The sequence below is a fragment of the Roseibium aquae genome, assembly GCF_008711285.1.
Taxonomy (GTDB): domain Bacteria; phylum Pseudomonadota; class Alphaproteobacteria; order Rhizobiales; family Stappiaceae; genus Roseibium; species Roseibium aquae.
On record NZ_VXDC01000005.1, the window covers coordinates 52,067 to 76,676 of the forward strand.

22 protein-coding genes are annotated in these 24,610 nt (G+C 60.0%); 11 read left to right on the plus strand and 11 right to left on the minus strand.

Translation table 11 applies throughout. From position 1 onward, the window contains the following. The 8 genes from gyrB to mutM all read right to left on the minus strand — a co-directional run bounded on the left by gyrB (nucleotide 1) and on the right by mutM (nucleotide 9,946). Nucleotides 1-2,454 (minus strand): DNA topoisomerase (ATP-hydrolyzing) subunit B, encoded by a 2,454-nt coding sequence (gene gyrB / locus F0184_RS09110; RefSeq protein ID WP_150495873.1) that lies wholly within the window; start codon nucleotides 2,452-2,454, stop codon nucleotides 1-3. Nucleotides 2,455-2,586: 132 nt separating this feature from the next. Continuing rightward, entirely contained in the window at nucleotides 2,587-3,732 is a 1,146-nt protein-coding gene (gene recF, locus F0184_RS09115) for a DNA replication/repair protein RecF (protein WP_150495874.1), read from the minus strand. Nucleotides 3,733-3,760: 28 nt separating this feature from the next. Beyond that, entirely contained in the window at nucleotides 3,761-4,879 is a 1,119-nt protein-coding gene (gene dnaN, locus F0184_RS09120) for a DNA polymerase III subunit beta (RefSeq protein ID WP_150495875.1), read from the minus strand. A gap of 179 nt (nucleotides 4,880-5,058) precedes the next feature. Further along, on the minus strand, nucleotides 5,059-6,540 hold the full coding sequence (dnaA, locus tag F0184_RS09125) for a chromosomal replication initiator protein DnaA (protein ID WP_150495876.1): 1,482 nt from the start codon (nucleotides 6,538-6,540) through the stop codon (nucleotides 5,059-5,061). A gap of 909 nt (nucleotides 6,541-7,449) precedes the next feature. Continuing rightward, nucleotides 7,450-7,713 carry a hypothetical protein gene (locus F0184_RS09130; RefSeq protein ID WP_150495877.1) on the minus strand — a complete coding sequence of 88 codons (264 nt, stop codon included), beginning with the start codon at nucleotides 7,711-7,713 and terminating at the stop codon, nucleotides 7,450-7,452. A 12-nt stretch (nucleotides 7,714-7,725) separates the two neighbouring features. Beyond that, nucleotides 7,726-7,992 (minus strand): 30S ribosomal protein S20, encoded by a 267-nt coding sequence (rpsT, locus tag F0184_RS09135; RefSeq protein WP_150495878.1) that lies wholly within the window; start codon nucleotides 7,990-7,992, stop codon nucleotides 7,726-7,728. Between the two features lie 178 nt (nucleotides 7,993-8,170). Then, entirely contained in the window at nucleotides 8,171-8,944 is a 774-nt protein-coding gene (locus tag F0184_RS09140) for an enoyl-CoA hydratase (protein WP_150495879.1), read from the minus strand. A gap of 108 nt (nucleotides 8,945-9,052) precedes the next feature. After that, complete coding sequence (gene mutM, locus F0184_RS09145) at nucleotides 9,053-9,946, minus strand: bifunctional DNA-formamidopyrimidine glycosylase/DNA-(apurinic or apyrimidinic site) lyase (RefSeq protein WP_150495880.1); 894 nt, start codon at nucleotides 9,944-9,946, stop codon at nucleotides 9,053-9,055. Nucleotides 9,947-10,117: 171 nt separating this feature from the next. On the opposite strand from mutM, the gene ubiE reads away from it, so the two are divergent. Further along, entirely contained in the window at nucleotides 10,118-10,921 is an 804-nt protein-coding gene (gene ubiE / locus F0184_RS09150; protein ID WP_150495881.1) for a bifunctional demethylmenaquinone methyltransferase/2-methoxy-6-polyprenyl-1,4-benzoquinol methylase UbiE, read from the plus strand. A 5-nt stretch (nucleotides 10,922-10,926) separates the two neighbouring features. Continuing rightward, on the plus strand, nucleotides 10,927-12,510 hold the full coding sequence (ubiB, locus tag F0184_RS09155) for a 2-polyprenylphenol 6-hydroxylase (RefSeq protein WP_150495882.1): 1,584 nt from the start codon (nucleotides 10,927-10,929) through the stop codon (nucleotides 12,508-12,510). Between the two features lie 61 nt (nucleotides 12,511-12,571). Here ubiB and F0184_RS09160 read toward each other — a convergent pair whose 3' ends face one another. Further along, entirely contained in the window at nucleotides 12,572-13,207 is a 636-nt protein-coding gene (locus tag F0184_RS09160) for an alpha-ketoglutarate-dependent dioxygenase AlkB family protein (RefSeq protein WP_150495883.1), read from the minus strand. Nucleotides 13,208-13,462: 255 nt separating this feature from the next. On the opposite strand from F0184_RS09160, the gene dnaK reads away from it, so the two are divergent. From dnaK to F0184_RS09205, 9 genes are all read left to right on the plus strand, one after another. Then, complete coding sequence (dnaK, locus tag F0184_RS09165; protein ID WP_150495884.1) at nucleotides 13,463-15,379, plus strand: molecular chaperone DnaK; 1,917 nt, start codon at nucleotides 13,463-13,465, stop codon at nucleotides 15,377-15,379. Nucleotides 15,380-15,550: 171 nt separating this feature from the next. Continuing rightward, nucleotides 15,551-16,681, plus strand: coding sequence for a molecular chaperone DnaJ (gene dnaJ / locus F0184_RS09170; RefSeq protein ID WP_150495885.1), 1,131 nt, complete (start codon nucleotides 15,551-15,553; stop codon nucleotides 16,679-16,681). A gap of 87 nt (nucleotides 16,682-16,768) precedes the next feature. Further along, complete coding sequence (locus tag F0184_RS09175; RefSeq protein ID WP_150495886.1) at nucleotides 16,769-17,413, plus strand: class I SAM-dependent methyltransferase; 645 nt, start codon at nucleotides 16,769-16,771, stop codon at nucleotides 17,411-17,413. Between the two features lie 157 nt (nucleotides 17,414-17,570). After that, nucleotides 17,571-18,158 (plus strand): NADPH-dependent FMN reductase, encoded by a 588-nt coding sequence (locus tag F0184_RS09180; RefSeq protein WP_150495887.1) that lies wholly within the window; start codon nucleotides 17,571-17,573, stop codon nucleotides 18,156-18,158. Nucleotides 18,159-18,237: 79 nt separating this feature from the next. Beyond that, nucleotides 18,238-18,798, plus strand: a complete 561-nt coding sequence (hslV, locus tag F0184_RS09185) for an ATP-dependent protease subunit HslV (protein ID WP_150495888.1) — start codon at nucleotides 18,238-18,240, stop codon at nucleotides 18,796-18,798. Beyond that, nucleotides 18,795-19,889 (plus strand): hypothetical protein, encoded by a 1,095-nt coding sequence (locus tag F0184_RS09190; RefSeq protein WP_150495889.1) that lies wholly within the window; start codon nucleotides 18,795-18,797, stop codon nucleotides 19,887-19,889. The genes hslV and F0184_RS09190 overlap by 4 nt, the downstream gene beginning before the upstream one ends. Before the next feature lie 41 nt (nucleotides 19,890-19,930). Further along, nucleotides 19,931-21,235, plus strand: a complete 1,305-nt coding sequence (gene hslU / locus F0184_RS09195) for an ATP-dependent protease ATPase subunit HslU (RefSeq protein ID WP_150495890.1) — start codon at nucleotides 19,931-19,933, stop codon at nucleotides 21,233-21,235. A 59-nt stretch (nucleotides 21,236-21,294) separates the two neighbouring features. Further along, nucleotides 21,295-21,789 carry a universal stress protein gene (locus tag F0184_RS09200; protein ID WP_150495891.1) on the plus strand — a complete coding sequence of 165 codons (495 nt, stop codon included), beginning with the start codon at nucleotides 21,295-21,297 and terminating at the stop codon, nucleotides 21,787-21,789. A gap of 236 nt (nucleotides 21,790-22,025) precedes the next feature. Beyond that, nucleotides 22,026-22,586, plus strand: a complete 561-nt coding sequence (locus tag F0184_RS09205) for a NifU family protein (RefSeq protein ID WP_150495892.1) — start codon at nucleotides 22,026-22,028, stop codon at nucleotides 22,584-22,586. A gap of 459 nt (nucleotides 22,587-23,045) precedes the next feature. Here the strand turns inward: F0184_RS09205 and F0184_RS09210 are convergent, their stop codons facing one another. Together F0184_RS09210 and dapB are read right to left on the minus strand one after the other, a co-directional pair. Continuing rightward, nucleotides 23,046-23,666 (minus strand): 2,3-bisphosphoglycerate-dependent phosphoglycerate mutase, encoded by a 621-nt coding sequence (locus F0184_RS09210; RefSeq protein WP_150495893.1) that lies wholly within the window; start codon nucleotides 23,664-23,666, stop codon nucleotides 23,046-23,048. Nucleotides 23,667-23,692: 26 nt separating this feature from the next. After that, nucleotides 23,693-24,505: a 4-hydroxy-tetrahydrodipicolinate reductase gene (gene dapB, locus F0184_RS09215; RefSeq protein WP_150495894.1), complete on the minus strand. Its 813-nt coding sequence runs from the start codon at nucleotides 24,503-24,505 to the stop codon at nucleotides 23,693-23,695. Nucleotides 24,506-24,610: the final 105 nt, after the last annotated feature.

A 24,610-nucleotide genomic window follows, 5' to 3' on the forward strand; every position in this document is an offset into this window, starting at 1 on the left:
TCAGATATCCAGATTTGCGACACTCAGGGCGTTGGCCTGAATGAACTCCCTTCGCGGCTCGACTTCATCGCCCATCAGTTTCGTGAAGATATCGTCCGCATCGTCCGCTTCGCGCACTTTCACCTGCAAAAGCGACCTGGCGTTGGGGTCGAGTGTCGTTTCCCAAAGCTGCTCGGGGTTCATCTCGCCAAGCCCCTTGTAGCGTTGCATGGAAATGCCCTTGTGGCCAAAGGTGAAGATGTGCTCGAGCAACGCACGAGGCCCGCGGACTTCGCTCTGCGTATCCTTCCGGCGCAAGATGGCCGCCTTGCCATAAACTTCCTGCAGGTGCGGGCTATAGGCATCGAGCCGGCGCGCATCCGAGGAGCTCAGAAGGGCCGCATCGATGATCGCGGCCTCTTCGACCCCGCGCACGGTCCGTTTGAAAATCAGGCTCCCGTCATCACGGGCCTCTCCGGTCCAGCCGCGTTCGAACTCATCGGCCAGAATGTCCAGCCGGCGGGCGATATAGGCGGCTGCGTCCTCGGCCTTCTGGCGGTCGTCGAGGATTTCCGGGCTCAACGCGCCCGCGATCGCGGCCTGTTCCACAACGGCCCGGCTGTAGCGTGAGTGCAGCCCGTCGAAGATCGCGCAGATGGTCTGCGCGGTGTCCGCGACCGCTCTCAAGTCCTGCCCGGTGCGCACTTCGCCGCTTGCCAGCGTCAAGGACGCGTCCTCTAGCCCGGTCGAGATGAGATAGTTTTCAAGGGCTGCCTGATCCTTGAGATACTGCTCGGATTGTCCCCGTTTGACCTTATAAAGCGGCGGCTGGGCAATGTAGATGTATCCTTTCTCGATCAGCTCCGGCATCTGCCGGAAGAAGAAGGTGAGAAGCAGGGTCCGGATGTGGGCACCATCGACATCGGCGTCCGTCATCACGATGATTTTGTGATAACGCAGCTTTTCGATATTGAACTCTTCCTTGCCGATCCCGGTTCCCAGCGCTGTGATCAGCGTGCCGATTTCATTCGAGGACAGCATCTTGTCGAAACGCGCGCGCTCCACGTTCAGGATCTTGCCGCGCAAGGGAAGAACCGCCTGGTTTTCTCGGTGCCGGCCCTGTTTGGCGGATCCGCCAGCGGAATCACCCTCGACCAGGAACAATTCCGCTTTGGAGGCGTCGCGTTCCTGACAGTCGGCCAGCTTTCCTGGCAAGGATGCCACGTCGAGAGCGCCCTTCCGCCGTGTCAGTTCGCGGGCTTTTCGAGCGGCTTCGCGGGCCGAAGCGGCCTCGACAACCTTGGACACGACCGCGCGGGCCGGCGTGGGGTTTTCTTCCAGCCAGTCGTTCAGGGCTTGCGAAATGAGATTTTCAACCACCGGCCGAACTTCGGAAGAGACGAGCTTGTCTTTTGTCTGCGACGAGAATTTCGGATCGGGAACTTTCACCGATAGCACGCAGGTCAGCCCCTCCCTGCAATCGTCGCCGGTCAGGGACACTTTTTCTTTCTTCAAAAGGCCGGCGCTTTCCGCATAGCCGGTGACCTGCCGGGTCAGCGCTGCGCGAAAGCCGGCCAGATGGGTTCCGCCGTCACGTTGAGGAATGTTGTTGGTGAAACAAAGGACGTTTTCGTGATAGCTGTCGTTCCACCACATCGATGCCTCGACCGTAATCCCGTCGCGCTCGGCGCGAACTGTGATCGGCGCATCAATCAAAGGATGTTTGGCCCGGTCGAGATAGCGCACGAAAGCTTCCAGGCCGCCTTCATAGAACAGTTCTTCAACCACGGCCTCGACGCCGCGCTTGTCGGTCAGCACGATCCGGACACCCGAGTTCAGGAAGGCCAGCTCCCGAAGACGGTGCTCGAGCGTCGGGAGATCGAAGTCGGTTTTCGTGAAGGTTTTCGGCGAGGGCAGGAACGTCACCTCGGTTCCCTTGCGTCCGTTCGCCGGCCCCACAATTTCCAGCGGAGCCTGGGCTTCGCCATGGGCGAAGACCATCCGGTGTTCCTGATTGTTCCGCCAGATCCGCAGTTCAAGCCGGGTCGACAGGGCATTCACGACCGAAACGCCCACGCCGTGCAGACCGCCGGACACCTTGTAGGAGTTCTGGTCGAATTTGCCGCCAGCGTGGAGCTGGGTCATGATGACCTCGGCGGCGGACACCCCTTCCTCCTGGTGGACATCGGTCGGGATCCCGCGCCCGTTGTCTGTGACAGTGACGGATCCGTCCGCGTTCAATGTGACAGTGACCAGGTCGGCGTGTCCCGCCAGCGCTTCGTCGATCGCGTTGTCCACCACCTCATAGACCATGTGATGAAGGCCAGACCCATCATCCGTGTCGCCGATATACATTCCCGGCCGTTTGCGGACAGCGTCTAGACCCTTGAGCACCTTGATGGAGTCGGCTCCATAATCGCTATTCTGGCCTTGGGCTTCGGGGGAAACAGCGTCGGGATTTGGAGTATCGCTCATGCGAATCAGTCACCGGTCATCTTGAGAATAGATACCCCGTTATACGGGGTTGTTTGGGTCGTTCAACAGCGCTGGATCATCCGATGGCGCCAACCACCCTGATCGGTGGAAAACCATAGAAATCCGGCCAATTTAAGGGTGGCCGGCCGGGATCGGCCGCGCCGCGTTTTCTTCAATGGCAAAGATTTCGCCGGTGGCGGGCAGGGTTTCGAATAGCGCCTCGTCGGTGCCGGTCATGAACACCTGGCATCCAAGCGCGTGAAGCCGGGAAAACAAGGCGCTTCTGCGGTTGGGGTCCAGATGAGCCGCCACTTCGTCGAGCAAGAGGATTGGCGTCATGCCGGTGACCGAGGCGGTAAGGTTGGCATGGGCAAGGATCAGTCCGATGAGAAGGGCTTTCTGCTCTCCCGTCGAGGATTGGGCCGCCGGCATATCCTTGGTGATATGGCGGACGGCCATATCCGAAAGATGCGGTCCGGCGAGGGTCCGTCCGGCCGCCCGGTCACGGCCCCGACCGTCTTTGAGAACTTTGCGGAACCGGTCCTCTTGATCCGCCGCCGCCAGGTGCCTGGTTTCATCCTCGAAGGGACCGCTCAATCCCACGGTGGCGGCCGGAAAGGGGAGGCCGAGAGCATCCTGATCGGCAAGGGTTTGCGACAGCAGGCTGACCGTTTCGCGCCGGGAGAGCGCCACTGCCGTCCCGAATTCGGCCACCTGGCTTTCCAGAGCGTCGAGAAATGCCGGATTTCCGCCTTGCTCAAGCAACCGGTTCCTTTGCCGCAAGGCCTTTTCAAAAGCGCTGACATGCCGGCCATGGGCTGGATTGAGGGAGAGGGTGAGCCGGTCGAGAAACCGGCGCCTGTCGGACCCTGGACCGGTGAACAACCCATCCATGGCCGGGATCAGCCATAGGATGCGGATGTAGTCGAGCAAAGGCTCCGACGAGCGCTGTTCGACACGGTCGATCCGCACGCGGCGCCCTGGCTCCCCGGGCTGAAAGCCGGTGCCAAGAGCCACGTCCACACCATCCTGCCGTGTCCGAGCCGTCACGGCCCAGCTGCCATCCCCACCGCGGCGCGCAATGTCCGACAAAGCCGCACGGCGCAAACCACGCCCGGCGGTCAGATAGGAAATGGCCTCCAGAATGTTCGTCTTGCCGGCCCCGTTGTTGCCGACAAGCGCCACGAGCGACTTCAAAAAACCAATGTCCAGGCTGGCATAGTTTCGAAAGCCCGTCAGGGTCAGCCGATCGATCCGGGACGCTCTTACCAAAGCCATGCCATCCCAGTCGCGCGGCCAGCCCGGGTCATACCCGCATCGGCATCAGCACGAACAGGCAGTCGTCCACGGTGTTGTCCTGGATCAACGTCGGAGACCCTGAATCCGCAAGCCGGAACAATGCCGTATCGCTTGAAAGCTGGTTCGCGATATCGAGCAGGTAGCGGGAATTGAAACCGATATCCATGGCATCGGCCGCATATTCAACGGCCACTTCCTCGGTCGCGCTGCCTGAATCCGGGTTGTTCACGGTCAGGACCATCCGCCCTTCGGCGAGGGACAATTTCACCGCGCGGCCGCGCTCCGAGGATATCGTCGAAACGCGGTCGACGGCTTCCTTGAACTCGTCACGGTCGACCCGCATTTCCTTGTCGTTCGCCTTTGGAATAACGCGCCCGTAGTCGGGGAAAGTTCCGTCGATCAGCTTTGACGTGAGAATGACCGGCCCGGTTGTGATCCGGAACTTGGTTTCCGAAAGCTCGATCTTGACCTCGCTGTCCGGGTTTTCGAGCAGTTTCTGGAGTTCACCCACTGTCTTGCGCGGCACGATAATGCCCGGCATGCCCTGCGCGCCGTTGGGTGCGGGCACTTCGGCTTGAGCCAGCCGATGTCCGTCCGTCGCGACTGCCCGGAACTTTGTTCCGCCCGGCGTATCCACCGTGTGCAGGTAGATCCCGTTCAGATAGTAGCGGGTCTCCTCGGTTGAAATCGCGAACTGTGTGGTGTCGATCAGTTTCCGGATATCGCCCGCCGTCAGCGAAAAACCGTGGCTGAAATCGCCTGCGGTCAAGTCGGGGAAGTCCGACTCTGGAAGCATCTGGAGGGTGAAGCGCGACCGGCCTGCCCGGATTTCGAGTGTCGCCTCGTCGCTGGTGGTTTCCAGAACGACCTGGGAGCCATCGGGCAGCTTGCGGACGATGTCGTAGAACATGTGCGCGGGGACTGTCGTAGCCCCGGGCACATCGACCATCGCGGGAACCGTTTCGACGATCTCGAGATCGAGGTCGGTGGCCTTGAGCTGAATGTCCCCGCCCTGGGCACGCAAAAGGACGTTCGACAGGATCGGGATGGTATTCCGACGTTCGACCACCCTGTGAACATGGGTCAGGGACTTGAGAAGATCTGTCCGCTCGAGGGTCGCTTTCATTCGCAAGATCCGCACTCGTGAGGCCGGGCTTCAGGAAGGTAAAATCGAAGCCGGCGATGTTTGTCGTCATGGGCTCCACCGGCGTGGAGCGGGGGCCTGACACTGCCCTTAATGGGGCAGAAAAGCAAGGGGCGCCCTGGCAGACGCCCCTGAGTTTTTCCTGGTTGTGAAACCGTGGGTTAGGCGTCCAGCATTCGCTTCAGCAGTTCGATTTCCTGGGCCAGCGCATAATCGGCACGCGCCAGTTCCTCGACCTTGCGAACGGCGTGGAGAACCGTCGTGTGATCGCGGTTGCCGAACCGCCGGCCGATTTCGGGCAAAGAGCGGGGTGTCATGACTTTGGCGAGATACATGGCAATCTGCCGTGGGCGGACGATCGTGCGTGTCCGGCGAGCCGACAGCAGATCGGCTTTGGTGACATTGTAGTGCTTGGAGACAATCCGCTGGATGTCTTCGATCTTGACGCGGCGCGGCTCGGACGAGCGAACGAGGTCGCGCAAGGTGAGTTCCGCCATGTCCTGGGTGATCGGCTGGTTGGTGAGCTGATTATGCGCAATCAATCGATTAAGTGCCCCTTCCAGATCCCTTCCGGAGGAGGCGACGTGCCGGGCGATATAGTCCAGGACTTCTTCGGGCACGGCAAAGTTTGGATAGTTCGCTTGGGCCAACGCCACCCGTGACGAGAGAATATTCCGGCGCAGCGCAAAATCCGGTTCGTGGATACCGACCACGAGCCCGCCGGACAGACGCGAGCGGACACGGTCGTCAAGGCTGTCCAGCTCGGACGGAGCGCGATCCGCCGCGACAATCACCTGACGGGCGCCGTCGATCAGCGAGTTCAGCGTATGGCAGAATTCCTGCTGGACCTGTTTGCCGTGGAGGAACTGCATGTCATCGATCAGGAGGAGGTCGATGGTCCGCAGCGTATCCTTGAACGCCAATGCCGATTGAGCCTTCAGCGCGGAGACAAACCGGTACATGAAATGTTCGGCGGTCAAATACAGAACCTTGCGGCCGGAAGTGCGCACCTTCGCGGCAACAGCCTGCATCAGATGCGTCTTGCCAAGTCCAACTGAAGCGTGAAGAAACAAGGGGTTGAACGTGACGCTTCCGCCGCTGGCGATCTGCCGCGCAGCAGCAACGGCCAGCATGTTGGAGTCACCTTCCACGAACGTTTCAAAGGTATATTTCGGATCCAGCGACGCGCCCTGCAACACATCCCGGGCGCTTTCGGCCGCGCTTTCACCCCGGCCAACGGCCGCGGTCGCGGCTTGGGCCGCCGTCACCCGATTGGCATCCACGCCGATATCGCTGCGCCCGTCGCTCAGCGCGGGTTTGGACGCGGAGGGGCTTACCAGTTTGGGTTTTTGCGATGTTGACTGCGGCTGACGAGGGCGGATCGCACCCCGCACGGTCAGTTCGATGCGATGTACGTTCTCACATTCGCGTTGCCACAGACCGATCAGGCGCTCGTTGTAGTGAGACTGGATCCACTGCTTCAGAAAGCGGGTCGGGACGGATAGACGGACCGTACCTTCCGCGTGTTCTTCCAAATCCACACGGGCAAACCAGCTGGAGAACACGTCGTCCCCCAGTTCGGCCTTGAGACTTTTCTTGACCCGGTTCCAATGGTCGGAGCCGCCGGTCTCCTGTACTTGCATATTCTGCCTCCTGTCCTGCTCGGTGCGGTCCGCCACAGCCGCTCCTGTTTTGATCGCCGTCGCGCCGCCAAGTGCGGCCGGTATTATTTTTTTGTGCCGGGAACAAAAGTTCCCTATCCACGCGCAGCATGAGCGCGCAAACCGCCCCGCTTCTTGCGGGTGTCGTCTCGTTAAATCCCAACTGCGGGACTAGGCTGCACGCCTGTCCGCGTAGCCGGAAAAAGAGGGGCGCTGCCGAGACATGATCTGAAACCCCTTCAGATCTGCCGTTGCCGGAAGCTTCCGTGCAGGTCCATGGGTGTCATGGGTGTCTGCATGCATTGTGCCGCCAAAGCGGGCCGCAACGACCCGCCCGTCACAAGGCAAATTCATGTCACCCTTAAAAGGGCTGGGCGACACAGTCACCGTGGTCGCTGCCAGGCGCATGATCCCGCCGCCAAGGGTGAGGGGCCTGTCTCTACCGTCAGCAGTCGGCTCGGCGCAAGTGAATTCATCATGAAATTTGGATGCAGGTACCGGGTCCGCAGTTGTTATGTTTTTTCGCACAAAGCCCCCTCCAACGGCAGCGCCGTTGTTAAGATCGAATTAGAACTTTCAAGAAGAATAGGTGCTTTAGACGAGCTCAATCTACTCAAACAAATACGATCTAATGTATTTATTGAGTAATTGAGCGTGCACACTGTTTGATTTTTTGTAGATAGACTCAGGCATTTTTTGTCCAAGCAGATCTTTTGTTTTGATTGTAAGCCGACTGAACTGCGCCAGCCACGATCTGAAGATATACAGACGGGGGAGGGGGGGCAAGCATGCGGTTTTAACAAATCCTTAAATGCCCGGAAATGCCGCTACGTCACGGTGTGGGCGCCCATCTGAATGAGCCGGATAAAGCCTTTTTGGCGTAAGGATTTTTCAAGTTGGCTGACTGTCACAATTGAGCGAGCGGGCCGCGAAAAAAAATGACTCCAGAAAATTGTTGACTTTGGCCGAATCCCGTCCGGTCGCCGAACCGTCGGTATACCTATCGATAAAATATTGAAAAAAAGAAGAAAACAGTGCCAAGACCAAAGCCTGCAAAATTTCGCAATGCCGCTCACGCGGGGCACTGATCACACGGCGAAATTCTTTTATGGCTAAAAAAAACCCGGCTGTTGGGCCGGGTTTTTTAGTGTGCATGATGCCTTTTATTTAGGCATTCAAGGCCTTGATGCGGGCATTCAGCCGCGAAACCTTGCGGGATGCCGTGTTCGCATGAACAACGCCCTTGGAAGCTGCGCGCATCAGTTCCGGCTGAGCGGCCTTGAACGCTTCCGTCGCTGCGCCGTGGTCGCCCGAAGCAATGGCTTCTTCGACCTTGCGAAGGTAGGTGCGAACGCGGCTGCGCCGGTCCTTGTTAATGGCCGTCCGGCGGGCAATCTTGCGGGCCGCCTTCTTGGCCGATGGTGTATTGGCCATGGGCTCAATCCTGATCCGTGGGTGGAACACTGTCCGGTTACGACCGGGGAACCATGCGCACCAGGGCGGGAGGTGGACCCGATCAAAAACGACGGCGGCGAGTGTTCCCGCCACCGGTTGAGCGCCGCTTATAGTCATCTCGCCGCTGCCCGTCAACGGGGGGCAGATCAAAACAGCCTTATTTGTTGCGGAACTGCGGAGCCCGCTTTTCGATGAAGGCGGTCATGCCTTCCGATTGGTCTTCCGTTCCGAAGGTTGCGTGGAACAGCCGGCGCTCGAAACGAATGCCTTCGGCGAGGGTCGTTTCGTAGGCCCTGTTGACGCTTTCCTTGGTCATCATGACGACTGGCAGCGAGAAATCGGCAATCTTCTCGGCGGCCTTCATGGCTTCTTCGAGCAAATCGTCCGCGGGCACCACGCGGCTGACCAATCCGCTGCGCTCGGCCTCCTGCGCATCCATCATGCGTCCTGTGAGGCACATTTCCATCGCCTTGGATTTGCCGACGAAACGGGTGAGGCGCTGCGTGCCGCCAGACCCTGGCATGGTGCCAAGGGTGATCTCGGGTTGACCGAACTTCGCGGTGTCCGCGGCCAGGATGAAGTCACACATCATGGCGAGCTCGCAGCCGCCGCCCAGGGCATAGCCGGCCACCGCGGCGATGATGGGCTTGCGATTGGTCGAAACCCGCTCCCAGGGCGTGATCAAATCGCTCATATAGGACTTCGGGTAGTCGAAGGGTTGCATTTCCTTGATGTCGGCGCCGGCCGCAAAGGCTTTTTCAGAACCGGTCAAGACGATGCATCCGATCCGGTCGTCGGTTTCGAAGCTGTCAAGCGCGGCACTTAGTTCCGAAATCAGCTGAGCGTTCAGCGCGTTGAGGGCTTTTGGCCGGTCCAGAGTGATCAGTCCCACCTTGCCGCGCTTTTCGACGCGGATCGTTTCGTATCCCATTCAGCTCTCCCAGGTCCCTAGCGTGAGGTAAGTCGATGTGCCAAAGCCGTACCCGACCATTGTGGCAACGGCAACAGTCTGTGCGGGGTTGAGCACCGGTGCGCGCTGTTAGCGCTGACAGTCCGGGCAGAAGAACGAAGATCGGTTGGCTTGAACGATCCGCTTGACATGGCCGGTGCAGCCGGGCTTCCGGCAGCGTTCTCCCGCCCGGTCGTAGACGGCAAAACTGTGCTGAAAATATCCGAGGCTCCCGTCCGTTTTTGCGTGATCGCGCAAGGAGGATCCGCCGGCCTTGATGGCATCGTTCAAGGTGTCGCGAATGGTTTGTGCCAACAGGTGGGCCTTTTGGGTGGGGCCGCCATCGCGTTTCGCCAGTGTTCTGGCTATCCGGCGGGGGCTGAGCCCGGCCCTCCAGAGCGCTTCGCAGACATAGATGTTTCCAAGGCCAGCGATGAGCTTTTGATCAAGAAGCGCAGCCTTCAGCGCGGTCTCTTTCCCCGCGAACAGTTCGGCGATTTTCTCACCATTAAGATCATTGCCGAGGGGTTCGAGCCCCATTTTCGCGAAAAGTGGGTGGGTGGGCAGGGCTGGCCTCGCGATGAGCGTCATGAAGCCGAACCGGCGCGGGTCGTTGTAAATGACGCGGGACAAATCTCCGGATGCCGATGCCAGATCGAACGCCACATGATCGTGTTTGGGGTTTTTGGAGCGCGCATGCGCAAACTCACCGGGAGCATGAACCGCGTCCGCGTTTTCAATCCGGAACGAGCCGGACATGCCCAAATGCATGACCAGCACATCGCCGGCATCCGTGTCGGCGAGAAGGTACTTGGACCTGCGCGCGAGGGAAGTGACCGTACGCCCCGACAGCCGCTCCTTGAAGTTCTGGGGGAAGGGAAACCGCAGGTCCGGCCGGTTCTGGTGCACGGCCACGATCTGGGCCGCTTCGAAAACGGGAGCCAGCCCGCGCCGGACGGTTTCCACCTCGGGCAATTCTGGCATGGAAGTACTGGCCTCCTGAACATGCGCGCGCTATAGCCCTGCGACAAAAGGCAGGAGCGGCGCACCGGACATGGCACTGCCGCATGTCTTGGTCTATGGTCCGGCCGCTTCCGGTCGCGCAACCACTGGGTCCGTTCGACTGGCAAGCACCGGAATCTCGGGAGACGATATATGGCGCAAAACTCGGATCATGGGCAACGGTCTTACCGCCGCGCGCCGGAAGATTTGCCCACCAGCTTTGGCTTCACGTCCGTGGGAGAAGGGCAAAAGCAAGCCCTTGTGGATGATGTCTTCCACAAGGTTGCCGAGCGCTATGACCTGATGAACGACCTGATGTCGGGCGGCATGCACCGCGTCTGGAAGGACGCGTTCGTTTCCTGGCTTGCTCCGCCGCGCGGCTCGGCGCGCAACTGGCGCCTTCTTGATGTGGCGGGCGGCACCGGGGATATTGCAACACAGGTCGTGCGCCGATCGGATGAAACGGTCAGCGCCGTCGTGTGCGACATCAACAACTCGATGCTAGAGGTGGGCCGGGAACGGGCGGACAAAAACGGACTCTCGGCCCTTATCGAGTTTACCCAGGGCAATGCCGAGGACCTGCCCTTTCCCGATCGCAGTTTTGATGCCTATACCATTGCCTTCGGCATTCGGAATGTCCCCGATATTCCGAAGGCCCTTCGGGAAGCGCGGCGTGTTCTCAAGCGTGGTGGGCGCTTCTTGTGCCTGGAGTTTTCCGACGTCGATGTCCCGGGTCTCGACCGCGTTTACGACGCGTTTTCCTTCAACGTCATTCCACCGATGGGCCGCTGGGTGACGGGCGACGGAGATCCTTACCAGTATCTCGTCGAATCCATCCGAAAGTTTCCGCATCAGGAAAGATTTGCCGATATGATCCGCGAAGCCGGATTTGAAAATGTGAGCTATCGCAACTATTCGGGTGGTATTGCAGCGGCCCATTCCGGGTGGAAGTTCTGACCAGCATGGCCTTCGCCCTTTTCCCCTTTTTCCGTCTTGTCCATGCAGGCTATGTCATGGCCCGGGAGGGCGTGTTCGGTCTGGCGCACTTGCCCGATCTTCCGCCGGCCCCGCGGATCGCCATCCGAATGGCCCGGTTGCTGGAGCGGCGTTCTGTCCGGGACAAGGCCGCCGATCTGCGCTTGTCCGACGCCCTCAACCGGCTTGGCCCCTCCTATGTAAAACTCGGCCAATTTCTGGCGACGCGTGCTGATGTGGTCGGAAAAGAGGCCGCGGAAGAGCTGTCCGCCCTTCAGGACCGTCTGCCGCCCTTCAAACATGAAGAGGCGGTGGCTGCGATCGAAGAGCAGCTTGAGCGCCGGCTGAACCAAGCGTATGTCGAGTTTGGTGAGGCGATCGCCGCTGCCTCCATCGCTCAGGTGCATCCGGCTGTGATCGAAACCCGCGACGGCGAACGGCAAAAAGTGGCGGTCAAGGTGCTGCGCCCCGGTGTCGCCCGCCGGTTCAAGCAGGATCTCGACAGCTTCTACATGGTGGCCCGGCTTGCCGAAAGGTTCTTGCCTGCCGCCCGCCGTCTTCGTCCGGTCGCAATCGTGGACACGCTGGCCCGCTCGGTCGCGCTCGAGATGGACTTCCGTCTCGAAGCGGCCGCACTTTCGGAAATGCATGAGAATACCCGGAACGACCCCGGTTTTCGCGTGCCGCAGGTGGATTGGCTCAGGTCCTCCAAAGGCATTCTCACCATGGAGTGGATCGCCGGCCGAAAATTGTCCGATGTCACCGGCCTTGCGCAGGACGGTCAGGATCTGAAATCGCTGGGCGACAATGTGATCCAGAGTTTTCTGCGCCATACTCTGCGCGACGGCTTTTTCCACGCGGATATGCACCAGGGAAATCTTTTCGCCGAAGCCGATGGTACCCTGGTGGCGGTCGATTTCGGGATCACCGGCCGTTTGAGCGTGTTGGAGCGCAGGTTCCTCGCCGAAATTCTCTATGGCTTCATTATCCGGAACTACCGCCGTGTGGCTGAAGTACATTTTGAGGCCGGTTATGTTCCGGCAGATCAGGATGTCGATGTGTTTGCGCAGGCCATCCGGGCGATCGGCGAACCGATCCACGGTCAGGACGCCAGCGAGATATCCATGGCCCGGTTGCTGACACAATTGTTCGAAGTGACCGAACTCTTCGAGATGCGCACCCAGCCGCAATTGATAATGCTGCAGAAGACCATGGTTGTCGTGGAAGGTGTGGCCCGCACCTTGAACCCCCATCTCGACATGTGGCGGACCGCCGATCCGGTGGTGCGTGAATGGATCGAGCAGCATCTTGGGCCAGCCGGAAGACTGAGGGATCTGGGAGCAGGCGCCAATGCCATCGGGCGTCTGGCAACGGACCTGCCGCTCTTCGTCGACCGGATTGGCCGGATGTCGGAAGAATTGGAACGCATGACCCACAAAGGATTGCGCTTCGATCCGGAAACCGCCGAAGCCATCGGCAAGGCCGAAGCCCGCCATACGCGATCCGGCCGCGTGGCGCTGTGGGTGATTGCGGTTTCAGCGGCGGCAGTCGCCTGGACCGTGGTCTTCTAGCTAGGGAATCTCAACAGGTTGTTGCGGGACGGGCCGAGACGACTGATTGGTGGTTTCGAGTTTAAGCTGCCGTGGGGGCGGTGACCCGCCGGAGGGTGAGATTGATCTGCCCGCCGTTTTTGAGCAAGGACGAGGTGCCGGCCAGGATCCGGTCAATGCCGTGATAGGCTATCCGCGCCTGGCCACCGAGCACGATCACGTCGCCGGAGGACAGTTTGAAGGATCGGGTCGGCTCCTTGCGGGTTTGCCCGCCGAGCCGGAAGACGGCCGTGTCGCCCAGCGAGATGGATATGACCGGCGCTTCGAAGGTCTGCTCGTCCCGGTCCTGGTGCAGACCCATCTTGGCGTCGGCATGATAGTAGTTGATGAGGCAAGCTTCGGGTGGCGGGGCACCGGGCGCTAGGTCTGCCCACAATCCGGTCAGCGCCGGCGGGATCGGGGGCCAGGCAGCACCGGTGACAGGATGAAGGGCTTGATAACGATAGCCCGAATGGTCGGCGACCCAGCCGAGCGGGCCGCAATTGCTCATCCGTACCGAAAATGGTTTTCCGGTGCGCGGCATGACTGGCCTGAACAGGGGTGAGGCGGTCAGGATCTCGCGCAGCGTCTCCCGCAAGGCTTCCTGAGAGGCCCGGTCGAAATAGCCCGGGACGAACTGAAAGCCATCTCGAAACGTGCGGTCCACAGTCCTGCCCATCCGTTCATCCGTGCTTTGCCGCCTGGGACGCGGGCATGACCCTCCCGGTTTCCCCGTGGCGGCGGCGTGCCTTTATCCCAAATCATCGAGTGGCTTGCAGCCAATGTGACGTCCACCTATATACGCAGCAATCGTCGGCTGGGCCAAACCCACCCGCCCAGTCGGCCGTCCGCAAATTTCTGGCGGGCTTTTATCGAGAGGAGCCGGAGAGATGCCTAAGCGGGTCTCTTCGGTTTGCTAGAAAGAGAGGCAAATATGGCAAAGGTCATTGGTATCGACCTCGGCACGACCAATTCGTGCGTCTCCGTCATGGACGGAAAAACCCCCAAGGTTATCGAGAACGCGGAAGGCGCCCGGACGACCCCGTCCATGGTCGCGTTTTCCGACGACAACGAACGGCTCGTTGGCCAGCCGGCGAAGCGTCAGGCGGTCACGAACCCGACCAATACACTGTTTGCGGTGAAGCGGCTGATTGGCCGCCGGTATGATGATCCGACCGTGGACAAGGACAAGGGCCTGGTCCCCTACAACATCGTCAAAGCCGACAATGGCGATGCCTGGGTCGAGGTCGACGGTGAAAAGTATTCTCCGTCTCAGATTTCTGCGTTCATTCTTCAAAAAATGAAGGAAACCGCCGAGAGCTATCTGGGTGAGAAGGTCGAGCAAGCCGTCATCACCGTCCCGGCCTATTTCAATGACGCGCAGCGTCAGGCGACCAAAGATGCCGGAAAGATCGCCGGCTTGGAGGTTCTGCGCATCATCAACGAGCCGACGGCTGCTGCGCTTGCATACGGTCTTGAAAAGAACGACGGCAAAACGATTGCGGTCTACGATCTGGGCGGCGGCACGTTCGACGTGTCGATTCTCGAGATCGGGGATGGCGTGTTCGAAGTGAAATCCACCAATGGGGACACATTCCTCGGCGGTGAGGATTTCGACATGGTCCTCGTCGACTACCTGGCATCCGAGTTCAAGAAGGAACAGGGCATCGACCTGAAGCAGGACAAGCTTGCCCTGCAGCGGTTGAAGGAAGCCGCGGAAAAGGCCAAGATCGAACTGTCCTCATCATCGCAGACAGAAGTCAATCTCCCCTTCATCACCGCGGATGCGTCTGGTCCCAAGCACCTGACGCTGAAGCTGACCCGTGCGAAATTCGAATCGCTGGTTGACGATCTCGTCAAACGGACCATCCCGCCGATGCAGGCCGCTCTCAAGGATGCCGGTCTCGCAGCTGGCCAGATCGACGAAGTGGTTCTGGTCGGGGGCATGACCCGCATGCCGAAGATCCAGGAAACCGTGAACACGTTCTTCGGCAAGGAGCCGCACAAGGGTGTGAACCCGGACGAAGTCGTTGCGATGGGGGCCGCGATCCAGGCCGGCGTTCTGCAGGGCGATGTCAAGGATGTGCTTCTGCTCGACGTCACGCCGCTGTCGCTTGGCATCGAAACGCTTGGCGGTGTCTTCACCCGCTTGATCGACCGCAACACGACGATCCCGACCAAGAAGAGCCAGGTCTTCTCGACCGCCGAGGACAACCAGACGGCTGTGACCATCCGGGTGTTCCAGGGCGAGCGCGAAATGGCGGCCGACAACAAGGTTCTCGGCCAGTTCGATCTGGTGGGCATCCCGCCTGCGCCGCGCGGCGTCCCGCAAATCGAGGTGACCTTCGACATTGATGCCAACGGCATCGTGAATGTGTCGGCCAAGGACAAGGGCACCGGCAAGGAACAGCAGATCCGTATCCAGGCTTCTGGCGGCTTGAGCGATTCCGACATCGATCAAATGATCAAGGATGCCGAATCGCACGCTGAAGACGACAAGAAGCGCAAGGCCTTGGTCGAAGCCCGCAACAGCGGCGAGTCCCTGGTGCACTCGACCGAGAAATCGCTCAAGGACTACGGTGATAAAGTTGGCGCCGATGACAAGGCTGCGATCGAGACCGCCCTTGCCGCACTCAAGACCGCGCTCGAAGGCGAGGACGTTGCTGACATCCAGGCGAAGACGCAGGCTTTGGCCGAGGCGTCCATGAAGCTTGGCGAGGCGATGTACAAGCAATCCCAGGCTGAGGCGGAAGCCGGTGCCGAGGGAGCGGACGAGACCGCGGCAAAAGAGGACGACGTGGTCGACGCGGATTTCGAAGAAGTCGAAGACGACGACAAGAAATCTGCCTAAAACTCCAAAACGGACGGTCCGTGCAGGTTCCTGCGCGGACCGTCTGCCATTGGGCGCCGGTGGCGGCTCAGATGCACGCGAATGCGCGTCGGATCTTGCCACCTTGGCGCCTTTGCCGTGAGGAACGCTGTTGAGTTCGCGTTCACCGGCACAAGAATTCGGGAAACCGTGATGGCCAAACGCGATTTTTACGACATCCTCGGCGTGGCTCGTGATGCGGATGAAAAAGCGCTTAAAAGCGCCTACCGCAAGATGGCAATGCAGTATCATCCGGACCGCAATCCCGGCGACATGGAAGCCGAGGCGCGGTTCAAGGAAGTCAACGAAGCCTATGACACGCTGAAGGACGGTCAGAAACGGGCCGCTTACGATCGTTTCGGTCATGCGGCATTCGAAAATGGCGGTTTTGGCGCTGGTGGTGCGTCCGGCGCCCATGATTTCTCGTCGACCATGTCCGATATCTTCGAAGAGTTTTTCGGCATGGGGGGCGGTGGCCGCCGGTCCGGGGGGCGCGAACGGGGCGCCGACCTCCGGTACAATCTCGATATTTCTCTTGAAGAAGCGTTCCACGGCAAGACAGTCGAGATCGAGGTCCCGACGTCCGTCACCTGCGGTGTTTGTTCTGGAGCCGGCGCACGGCCGGGAACCACTCCGACCGCGTGCCGGACCTGTGGCGGAGCCGGGCGGGTTCGAGCTGCCCAGGGGTTCTTCACCCTGGAGCGCACATGCCCGACATGCCAGGGCAGAGGCCAAGTGATTACGGATCCATGCGATGGCTGCGGCGGGACCGGCCGCACGACCCAGGAGCGGACCCTGTCTGTCAATATCCCGGCGGGCATAGAGGATGGGACCCGGATCCGGTTGTCAGGCGAAGGCGAGGCCGGTGTCCGCGGCGGTCCTACAGGCGATCTCTACATCTTTCTTTCGATCCGCCCGCACGATCTGTTCCAGCGCGATGGCGCCGACCTGTATTGCCGTGTCCCGATATCCCTGACCACGGCCGCCTTGGGAGGCCAATTTGACGTTCCCAATGTGGACGGCGCCACAAGCCGGGTGAAGGTCCCCGATGGGACGCAGACCGGCCGTCAGTTCCGTTTGCGCGGAAAGGGCATGCCGATCATGCGGTCGGCCCAGCACGGGGATATGTATATTCAGGTCACGGTGGAGACGCCGACCAACCTGACCCGTCGTCAACGCGAGCTTTTGAGTGAATTCGAAAAGGAAAGCTCTGGCGACACTCATCCCCAGTCCGCCGGCTTTTTTTCAAAAGTGAAGGATTTCATCGACAATCTAGGCACTTGAGCCCGTCGTAATATGAACACTTTTCTGCGGCCGATGGGCTCCGCCGGGGATCGGGGCTGCGGGCTTGAGGGTGATCGGAATGCAACAATGGACAATCTGAAGCGGGCTGGGGCCGCTGCGGTGAAAAGGACTTTGCGGCGGTTGAAACCGGCTCGTCTGCACGGAACGGATGAACTGGCGTTCTTGAAAAACTGGGTCGACAGCCCGCTGAAGACCGGCGCAATCGCGCCCTCCGGGTCCGAATTGGCGACGGCCATGGCGGCAGTGATCGATCCTTCACCCCATGCCCAGGTTCTTGAGCTTGGGCCAGGAACCGGATCGGTTACCCGCGCCATCCTCGAGCGGGGCGTGTCACCCTCCAATCTGACCGTTCTCGAATACAGTTCCGAGTTCTGTCGTCTGCTTGCCTTGCGGCATCCGGCAATCAATGTGATACAAGGGGACGCCTACACTCTGTCCAAGACCCTGGCGGCCGCGGCAGGGGGGGCGGAATGCCGTTATTCGGCGATCGTATCTTCCTTGCCGCTGTTGACACGGCCGGAAGAGGTTCGCGAGATTTTGATCCGCCAGGCTCTGGGACTGATGCCGCGCGGTGCTCCCTTTATCCAGTTTTCCTATGGGCTTCGCCCGCCGGTTCCAGCCAAGCGAGGTGCGTATACCGTGGCTTCCTCGAAATGGATCTGGAAGAATCTCCCGCCGGCGCGGGTATGGACATACCGTTCCGAAGACTAGGGTGGCCGGCACCAAGCCGTTGGCGGATTTTGGCTGGAAGCGGAGCCGATATCCAACCCCCAAGCGCGACTTTCCGCAGGCGTTTTGTTGGATGATGGCTGAGCGCTCGATCGGCTCACAAAGACCGGCCAACGGTTGAAAAAGACAGGAGGACATATTGCGCAATCCAAACATTCTGGTTTTTTCAGGATCGGTCCGGTCGGGCTCGTTCAACGGCAAGCTGGCGGCTCTCGTTGCCAAGAAACTGGCTCTCGCGGATGCGACCGTGACCCATATTTCTCTTAAGGACTACCCGTTGCCCCTCTATGACGGTGATCTGGAGCGGGAAACGGGTGTTCCGGCTTCGGCGCAACAGTTGAAACGGCTGATGGTCGCGCAGGATGGCGTGTTCATCGCTTGCCCGGAATACAATGCGGGCGTGACACCTTTGTTGAAGAACGCGATTGATTGGGTCAGCCGCCTGAACAACCCCGGCGAGCCGCCGTCCGTTGCCTTCAAAAACCGGGTCTTCACCATCGGCGCGGCCTCTCCGGGGGCCTTCGGCGGCATGCGCGGGCTGATCGGGATGCGCACCATCCTGGAAGTCGGACTGGGAGCGCATGTGCTGCCGCAGATGGTGTCCGTTCCGCATGCGGCTTCCGCGTTCACCGACAAGGGCGACCTGACCGACGAAAGGGCGGATACGCAGGCAGAAGCGCTGGTCAAGGCCCTCATCCGGCAAACGAAACTCGGACATCGAGAGTGATCCATCGCCGTGGGTTGGCACGGGGGGGCGGGCAGCCTAAATAGAGGCTTGGCAAACGGCACCTAAAAATGGGGACGATATGAGCGACAGCCGCACATCGCAGATTTGGCACGGAACCACCATCGTGATGGTGCGCAAGGGCGGCAAGGTCGTGATCGCCGGGGACGGGCAGGTCTCGCTGGGTCAAACGGTGATCAAGCATACGGCACGCAAGGTGCGCCCCTTGGCAAAGGGGGATGTCATCGCGGGTTTCGCGGGCGCAACGGCCGATGCCTTCACCCTTTTTGAGCGGCTTGAATCGAAGCTTGAGCAATATCCGACCCAGTTGATGCGGGCGTGCGTCGAGTTGGCAAAAGACTGGCGGACGGACAGGTATCTGCGCCGCCTTGAGGCAATGATGCTGGTGGCGGACAAAACCACGTCGCTTGCCCTGACGGGGACGGGAGATGTTTTGGAGCCGGAGGGCGGTGTCATCGCCATCGGGTCCGGTGGCAATTACGCCCTTGCCGCAGCCAAGGCTTTGGCAGACACCGACATGGATGCCGAAACCATCGCGCGAAAGGCCATGGCGGTTGCTGCCGACATTTGTGTCTATACCAATCACAGTGTTACGGTCGAAACGCTTGAGAGTGCGCAATGAGCGCATCGAAACCGCCCGCGCCGTTGGAGCCTGACCGTCTCGCAGCGGCAGTCGAAGCAGGCATTCTCAGCGAGCATCAGGCAGATCGTCTGGCGGAATTCTGGCAAGGCCCGGCCAGCGACTTGCGGTCCTCCGCTGACTTGACCTTCGCCGACCGCGAAGAAGTCCGGTTCGTCCGAGGCTTTCACGACATCTTCATCAGCATTGGTCTCGTTGTGTTGCTTTTTGGCATGACGTTTGGCTTGCAGAGTTTCCTTCCCGCCTGGGGAATTGCGGCAGTGATTGCAGGGGCGATCTGGATCCTTGCGGAAGTGTTTTCAAAGCGTATGCGTTTGGCCTTGCCGTCGTTCCTGCTCAATGTGGCCTTTCTGCCCGCCTTTTTTGCCGCTTGCTTTGGTCTTGTGGTTGACCAGGATCTGTCGGTTCTTGATCAAGGCGACTGGGTTCATGAAAACGAGGCCGTTCTTGTTCTCCCGGCTATTTTTCTGGTAGCGGCGGCGACTGTCTTGTTCTACTGGCGGTTCAAGGTTCCCGTCGGCATTGCGGCGATCACGGCAATTGGGCTGTTTCTGGTCGCGATGATCGTTGAGATGATCCTGCCGGGTCTTATCGAGAACAATTCTACGATCTTCTTATTGGGATTCGGTCTGGTGACCTTTGCGCTGGCTATGGCCTATGACATGCGCGACCCACAGCGCTTGACCTTGAACTCCGACAAGGCCTTCTGGCTTCACCTCATGGCAGCCCCCTTGATCGTTCATTCGGTTCTTTCCCTGGTTGCAGACGTTTACGGCGATGGTTCTTTGGCCTATTCGGTCACCGTTATCGTGCTGTTCCTGGTCCTCGCGGCGATTGCCCTGATCGTGGATCGTCGCGCGCTTCTCGTTTCCGCAATGAGTTATCTCGGTTTTGCCATTGGCTATCTGATTTCCGAGGCCAATGTGTCGGAAGAGGCTGCCTTTGCCGCGACCCTTGTGGTTTTGGGTGGTTTTATCCTTCTGATCGGGTCGGCTTGGCATGTGCTCAGGCGCTTCTTGTTGCGTCCGTTGGCTGGACAGGCCTTGCTGCACCGCCTGCCGGACCCCAGGTAACCGTTACTCTTTTGTCTCCGTACTTGTGTGAAAGAGATTCCATGACCGATTTTTCTCCACGTGAGATCGTTTCCGAACTGGACCGTTACATTGTCGGTCAGAAGGACGCCAAAAGGGCCGTCGCGATCGCGTTGCGCAACCGCTGGCGCCGGCAGCAGCTGGAAGGCCAGATGCGGGAGGAGGTTCTGCCGAAGAACATCCTGATGATCGGGCCGACGGGTGTGGGCAAGACGGAAATCGCGCGGCGTCTCGCCCGGCTGGCCAATGCGCCCTTCACCAAGGTCGAGGCCACGAAATTCACCGAGGTTGGCTATGTCGGCCGGGACGTGGAGCAGATTGTTCGCGATCTTGTGGAGGCGGGCATCAGCATGGTGCGGACCGCAAAGCGGGAATCGGTGAAGGCCAAGGCGCATATTCTGGCTGAGGAGCGGGTGCTCGATGCGCTCGTGGGCAGCAACGCAAGTCCGGCGACCCGGGAAAGCTTTCGCAAGAAGCTGCGCGAGGGGCAGCTTGACGACAAGGAAATCGACATCGAGGTTCGCGCCCAGGCACAAATGCCAAGCTTCGAGCTGCCCGGCATGCCGGGCGCCAGCGTAGGTGTGATGAACGTTTCCGACATTCTCGGCAAAGCCTTTGGCGGACAGACCAAGACCAAGCGCACAACGGTAAGCGATTCCTACAATCTGCTGATCGAGGAAGAATCCGACAAACTTCTGGACGAGGACAAAATTGTCGAAGAAGCGATTTCCCGCGTCGAGAATGCCGGAATCGTTTTCCTCGATGAGATCGACAAGATTTGTGCGCGTGAGGGCCGCGCGGGTGGCGATGTGTCCCGCGAGGGCGTCCAGCGCGACCTTCTTCCGTTGATCGAAGGTACAGTTGTCTCGACCAAGCACGGTCCGGTCAAGACGGACCACATTCTGTTTATCGCTTCCGGCGCATTTCATGTCGCCAAACCGTCCGATCTCCTGCCGGAGTTGCAAGGCCGCTTGCCGATCCGGGTGGAGCTCAAGGCGCTGACACAGGCCGACTTCCGGGCCATCCTCACTGAGCCCGAGGCCAGCTTGATCAAGCAATATGTCGCGCTTTTGAAGACCGAGGAACTGGAACTGGTCTTCACCGATGACGCAATCGAGGAGATTGCCTCCATTGCTGTCGATTTGAATGCGTCCGTCGAAAACATCGGGGCCCGGCGCCTGCAAACGGTCATGGAACGGATTCTCGACGAAGTCTCCTTTACCGCGCCGGACAAGGGTGGCGAACGGGTCGAGATCGACGCGGCCTATGTCCGGGAGAATATCGGGGAGTTGGCGAAGAACGTCGACTTGTCAAAGTTCATTCTTTGAAGTACCGCCACCCCGGCTTCGTGCTTGCGATGCCTGGAACCTGATGGCAGCATGCGCGCATGGTAGCAATCCGTAAATCAAATGAAGAAGGTCATCGCCGGAAGTTTCTGGTGGTGGTCGATGCTACGCCCGAGTGCGACCGGGCCATCGTTTATGCCGCCAAGCGCGCGGCCCGGACGGGGGGAACGGTGCTGCTTTTGTCGATCATCGCTCCCGATGATTTCCAACACTGGCTCGGCGTTGAGGACATCATGCGGGCCGAGGCGACAGAGGCGGCCCAGGCAACGCTTGCCAAGGCCGCGGAGCGGGTGCGATCTGTCGCAAGAACCGAGCCGGAAACCGTCATTCGCGAGGGTCAGAGTTCCGATGCGATTCTCGAACTGATCGATGCCGATGCGGATATCGCGATTCTGGTGCTGGCCGCCGGAATGGGGTCGGACGGGCCCGGGCCTCTGGTCTCTTCGGTGGCGGGCAAGTCCGCGGGCAGTTTTCCGATCCCGGTGACAATTGTCCCGGGGAATCTGGATGATGATTCCATCGCGGCACTGGCGTGAAATGTGGATGCCGGCCAGTCGGTATGGGGTCGGACCAGTTGATTTATAGGCCGGATCGCCTATCTAGTTTTTAACAGTTCCAATGAAGCGCGATATGCGATATAAACTATCGTAATTCTACGATGAATAGTCAGAGGGGCGAGGTTGTGATCTTTCCGGTCCTCGACCATCGTATCTCAGTATGAAGCAAGCCGCCGGCAAGCCGACGACGTTCCAACGGCGCAAGGAAACCCGTCATGTTCATTCAGACCGAAGCGACCCCGAACCCCGCGACCCTCAAGTTCCTGCCCGGACGGATCGTGCTGGAAACTGGAACCTATGATTTCACGTCCCCCGCAGATGCCTCTGTTTCGCCGCTCGCTGAAAAGATGTTTCAAATTCCCGGGGTGGCGGCGATCTTCTTTGGCTACGACTTCATTACAGTGACCAAGAAGGAAGACACGGATTGGCAGCACATGAAGCCGGCCATCCTTGGCGCGATCATGGAGCAGTTCATGTCCGGCCAGCCGGTGATTACCACCGGCGAGGCGGAGGACATCGAAGAAGGCGAGTTCTTCGAGGCGGCCGATGAACAGACCGTTACAGTGATCAAGGATCTTCTGGAGACCCGGGTGCGACCGGCCGTTGCTCAAGATGGCGGCGACATCACGTTCAAGGGCTTCAAGGAAGGGGTGGTGTACCTGTCCATGCGCGGTGCTTGCGCCGGCTGTCCGTCTTCGACCGCAACGCTGCAGCATGGTATCCAGAACCTTTTGAAGCATTTTGTCCCGGAAGTGCAGGAAGTCCGCCCGATTTAACGGCCGGCGCCGTGAACCGGAAAAGCCGGAGGGGATGGCCTCCGGCTCAGACCGCCGACACAGGTGCAACTGGCGCTATACCTCATCTTGAGGTGCGAAGCGGAGCGAAGCCTCGAAAGATTGGCAGCCAACATAAAGGGACGCTGCTGATCCTTCGAGACGGTCCTGCTGACCTCCTCAGGATGAGGGGATCGACAAGCCTATTAATCATTCCAAAGCCGGAGGGCATGGCCGGTGGCTCAGACCGCCGACACAGGTGCCGCTGGTGCCGTGCCTCATCTTGAGGTGCGAAGCGGAGCGAAGCCTCGAAAGATTGGCAGCCAACATAAAGGGGCGCTGCTGATCCTTCGAGACGGTCCTGCTGACCTCCTCAGGATGAGGGGATCTACAAGCCTTGTTGATCATTCCAAAGCCGGAGGGCATGGCCTCCGGCTTTTTGTTGCAATTGGACCGGTCTTTTCAGGCGGCCAGATCCTGGACGCTCTGGACGTTGCCCTCTTCATCGAGCCGATAGATGATTGGCGCGCCAGTTCCCAGCTCACGCTTGAGGATTTCCTCGCTGGACAGGTTTTCCAGTTCCATGATCAGGGCGCGCAAGGAATTGCCGTGAGCTGCAATGATTGTCCGGTTGCCCTGCAGGACGCGCGGCAGGATTTCCGCGTGATAGTAGGGGAGCACGCGTTCTGCCGTCATCTTGAGGCTTTCACCGCCGGGCGGGGGAACATCGAAGGAGCGGCGCCAGATGTGCACTTGCTCCTCGCCGAACTTCTCTCTCGCCTCGTCCTTGTTCATGCCGGTGATGTCGCCGTAGTCGCGTTCATTCAGCGCCTGATCCCGGATTGTGGTCAAGCCTGTCTGGCCAAGTTCGGCGAGTATGAGGTCGAGTGTCTTTTGGGCCCTGCTCAGGTTGGACGTGAACGCGATATCGAATTCCAGCTTGAGATCCTTCAGCTGTTGTCCGGCCTCGATCGCTTCCGAAACACCTTTTTCAGTCAGGCCCGGATCTTTCCAGCCCGTGAACAGGTTTTTCAGGTTCCATTCGCTTTGGCCGTGCCGCACGAGCACCAGAAGCCGTTCCATTCTCGTCTCCGTTCGTATCCGGCGTATCAGTCCCGCAGACCGAGGACATCCGCCATCGTGTAAAAACCCGGTTTCTGATCAAACGCCCACAGCGCGGCTCTGGCGGCGCCCCGGGCGAACAACTGGCGGTCTTCGGCCCTGTGGGTGAGTTCGATGCGCTCTCCGCCGCCCGCGAGGATAACCGTATGCTCGCCAATCACGCCGCCTCCGCGCAAGGTCGCAAACCCGATGGATCCGGTCTCCCGTTCGCCTGTGATGCCATCGCGCACCCGGACGGAATGCTGGGCGAGGTCGATCCCGCGGCCTTCAGCCGCCGCTTCTCCCAGAAGAAGCGCGGTACCCGATGGCGCGTCGACCTTGTGGCGGTGGTGCATTTCGAGCACCTCGATATCATAATCGCTGTCCAAGGCTGCGGCAGCCTTGCGCACGAGGCTGGCGAGAAGATTGACGCCGAGGCTCATGTTTCCCGATTTGACGATCCGGGCGTGGCGCGCGGCTGCGAGCAATGGCTCGTCCTCGCCCTCGCTCCAGCCCGTCGTGCCGATCACATGCACAATGCGGGCCTGGGCGGCGAGTTCGGCAAATTCCAATGTGGCTTTGGGAGCGGTGAAATCCAGAACCGCGTCGGTTGCGGCGAAAACGGGCAAGGCGTCATCGGTAACAGTCACATCCAGTTTGCCGACCCCGGCAAGGTCTCCGGCGTCTTTTCCCAGAGCGTCGGAGCCAGGGCGTTCAACGGCACCGGTCAGGCGCATTCCAGATGCTTCGGCAACGGCCCCGACCAGAGCTTTTCCCATCCGTCCGCCCGCGCCGACAACCGCAACTCTCATCTCGCCCATTCCAGATCTCCGCCTGTTCCGCCGATGCGGGTATATCAGCTTCATACCCGCGGGCAAATGGCCGGCGCGCGCCTGCGCGAAGAAAACGGGGGCCTGCCGGCCACG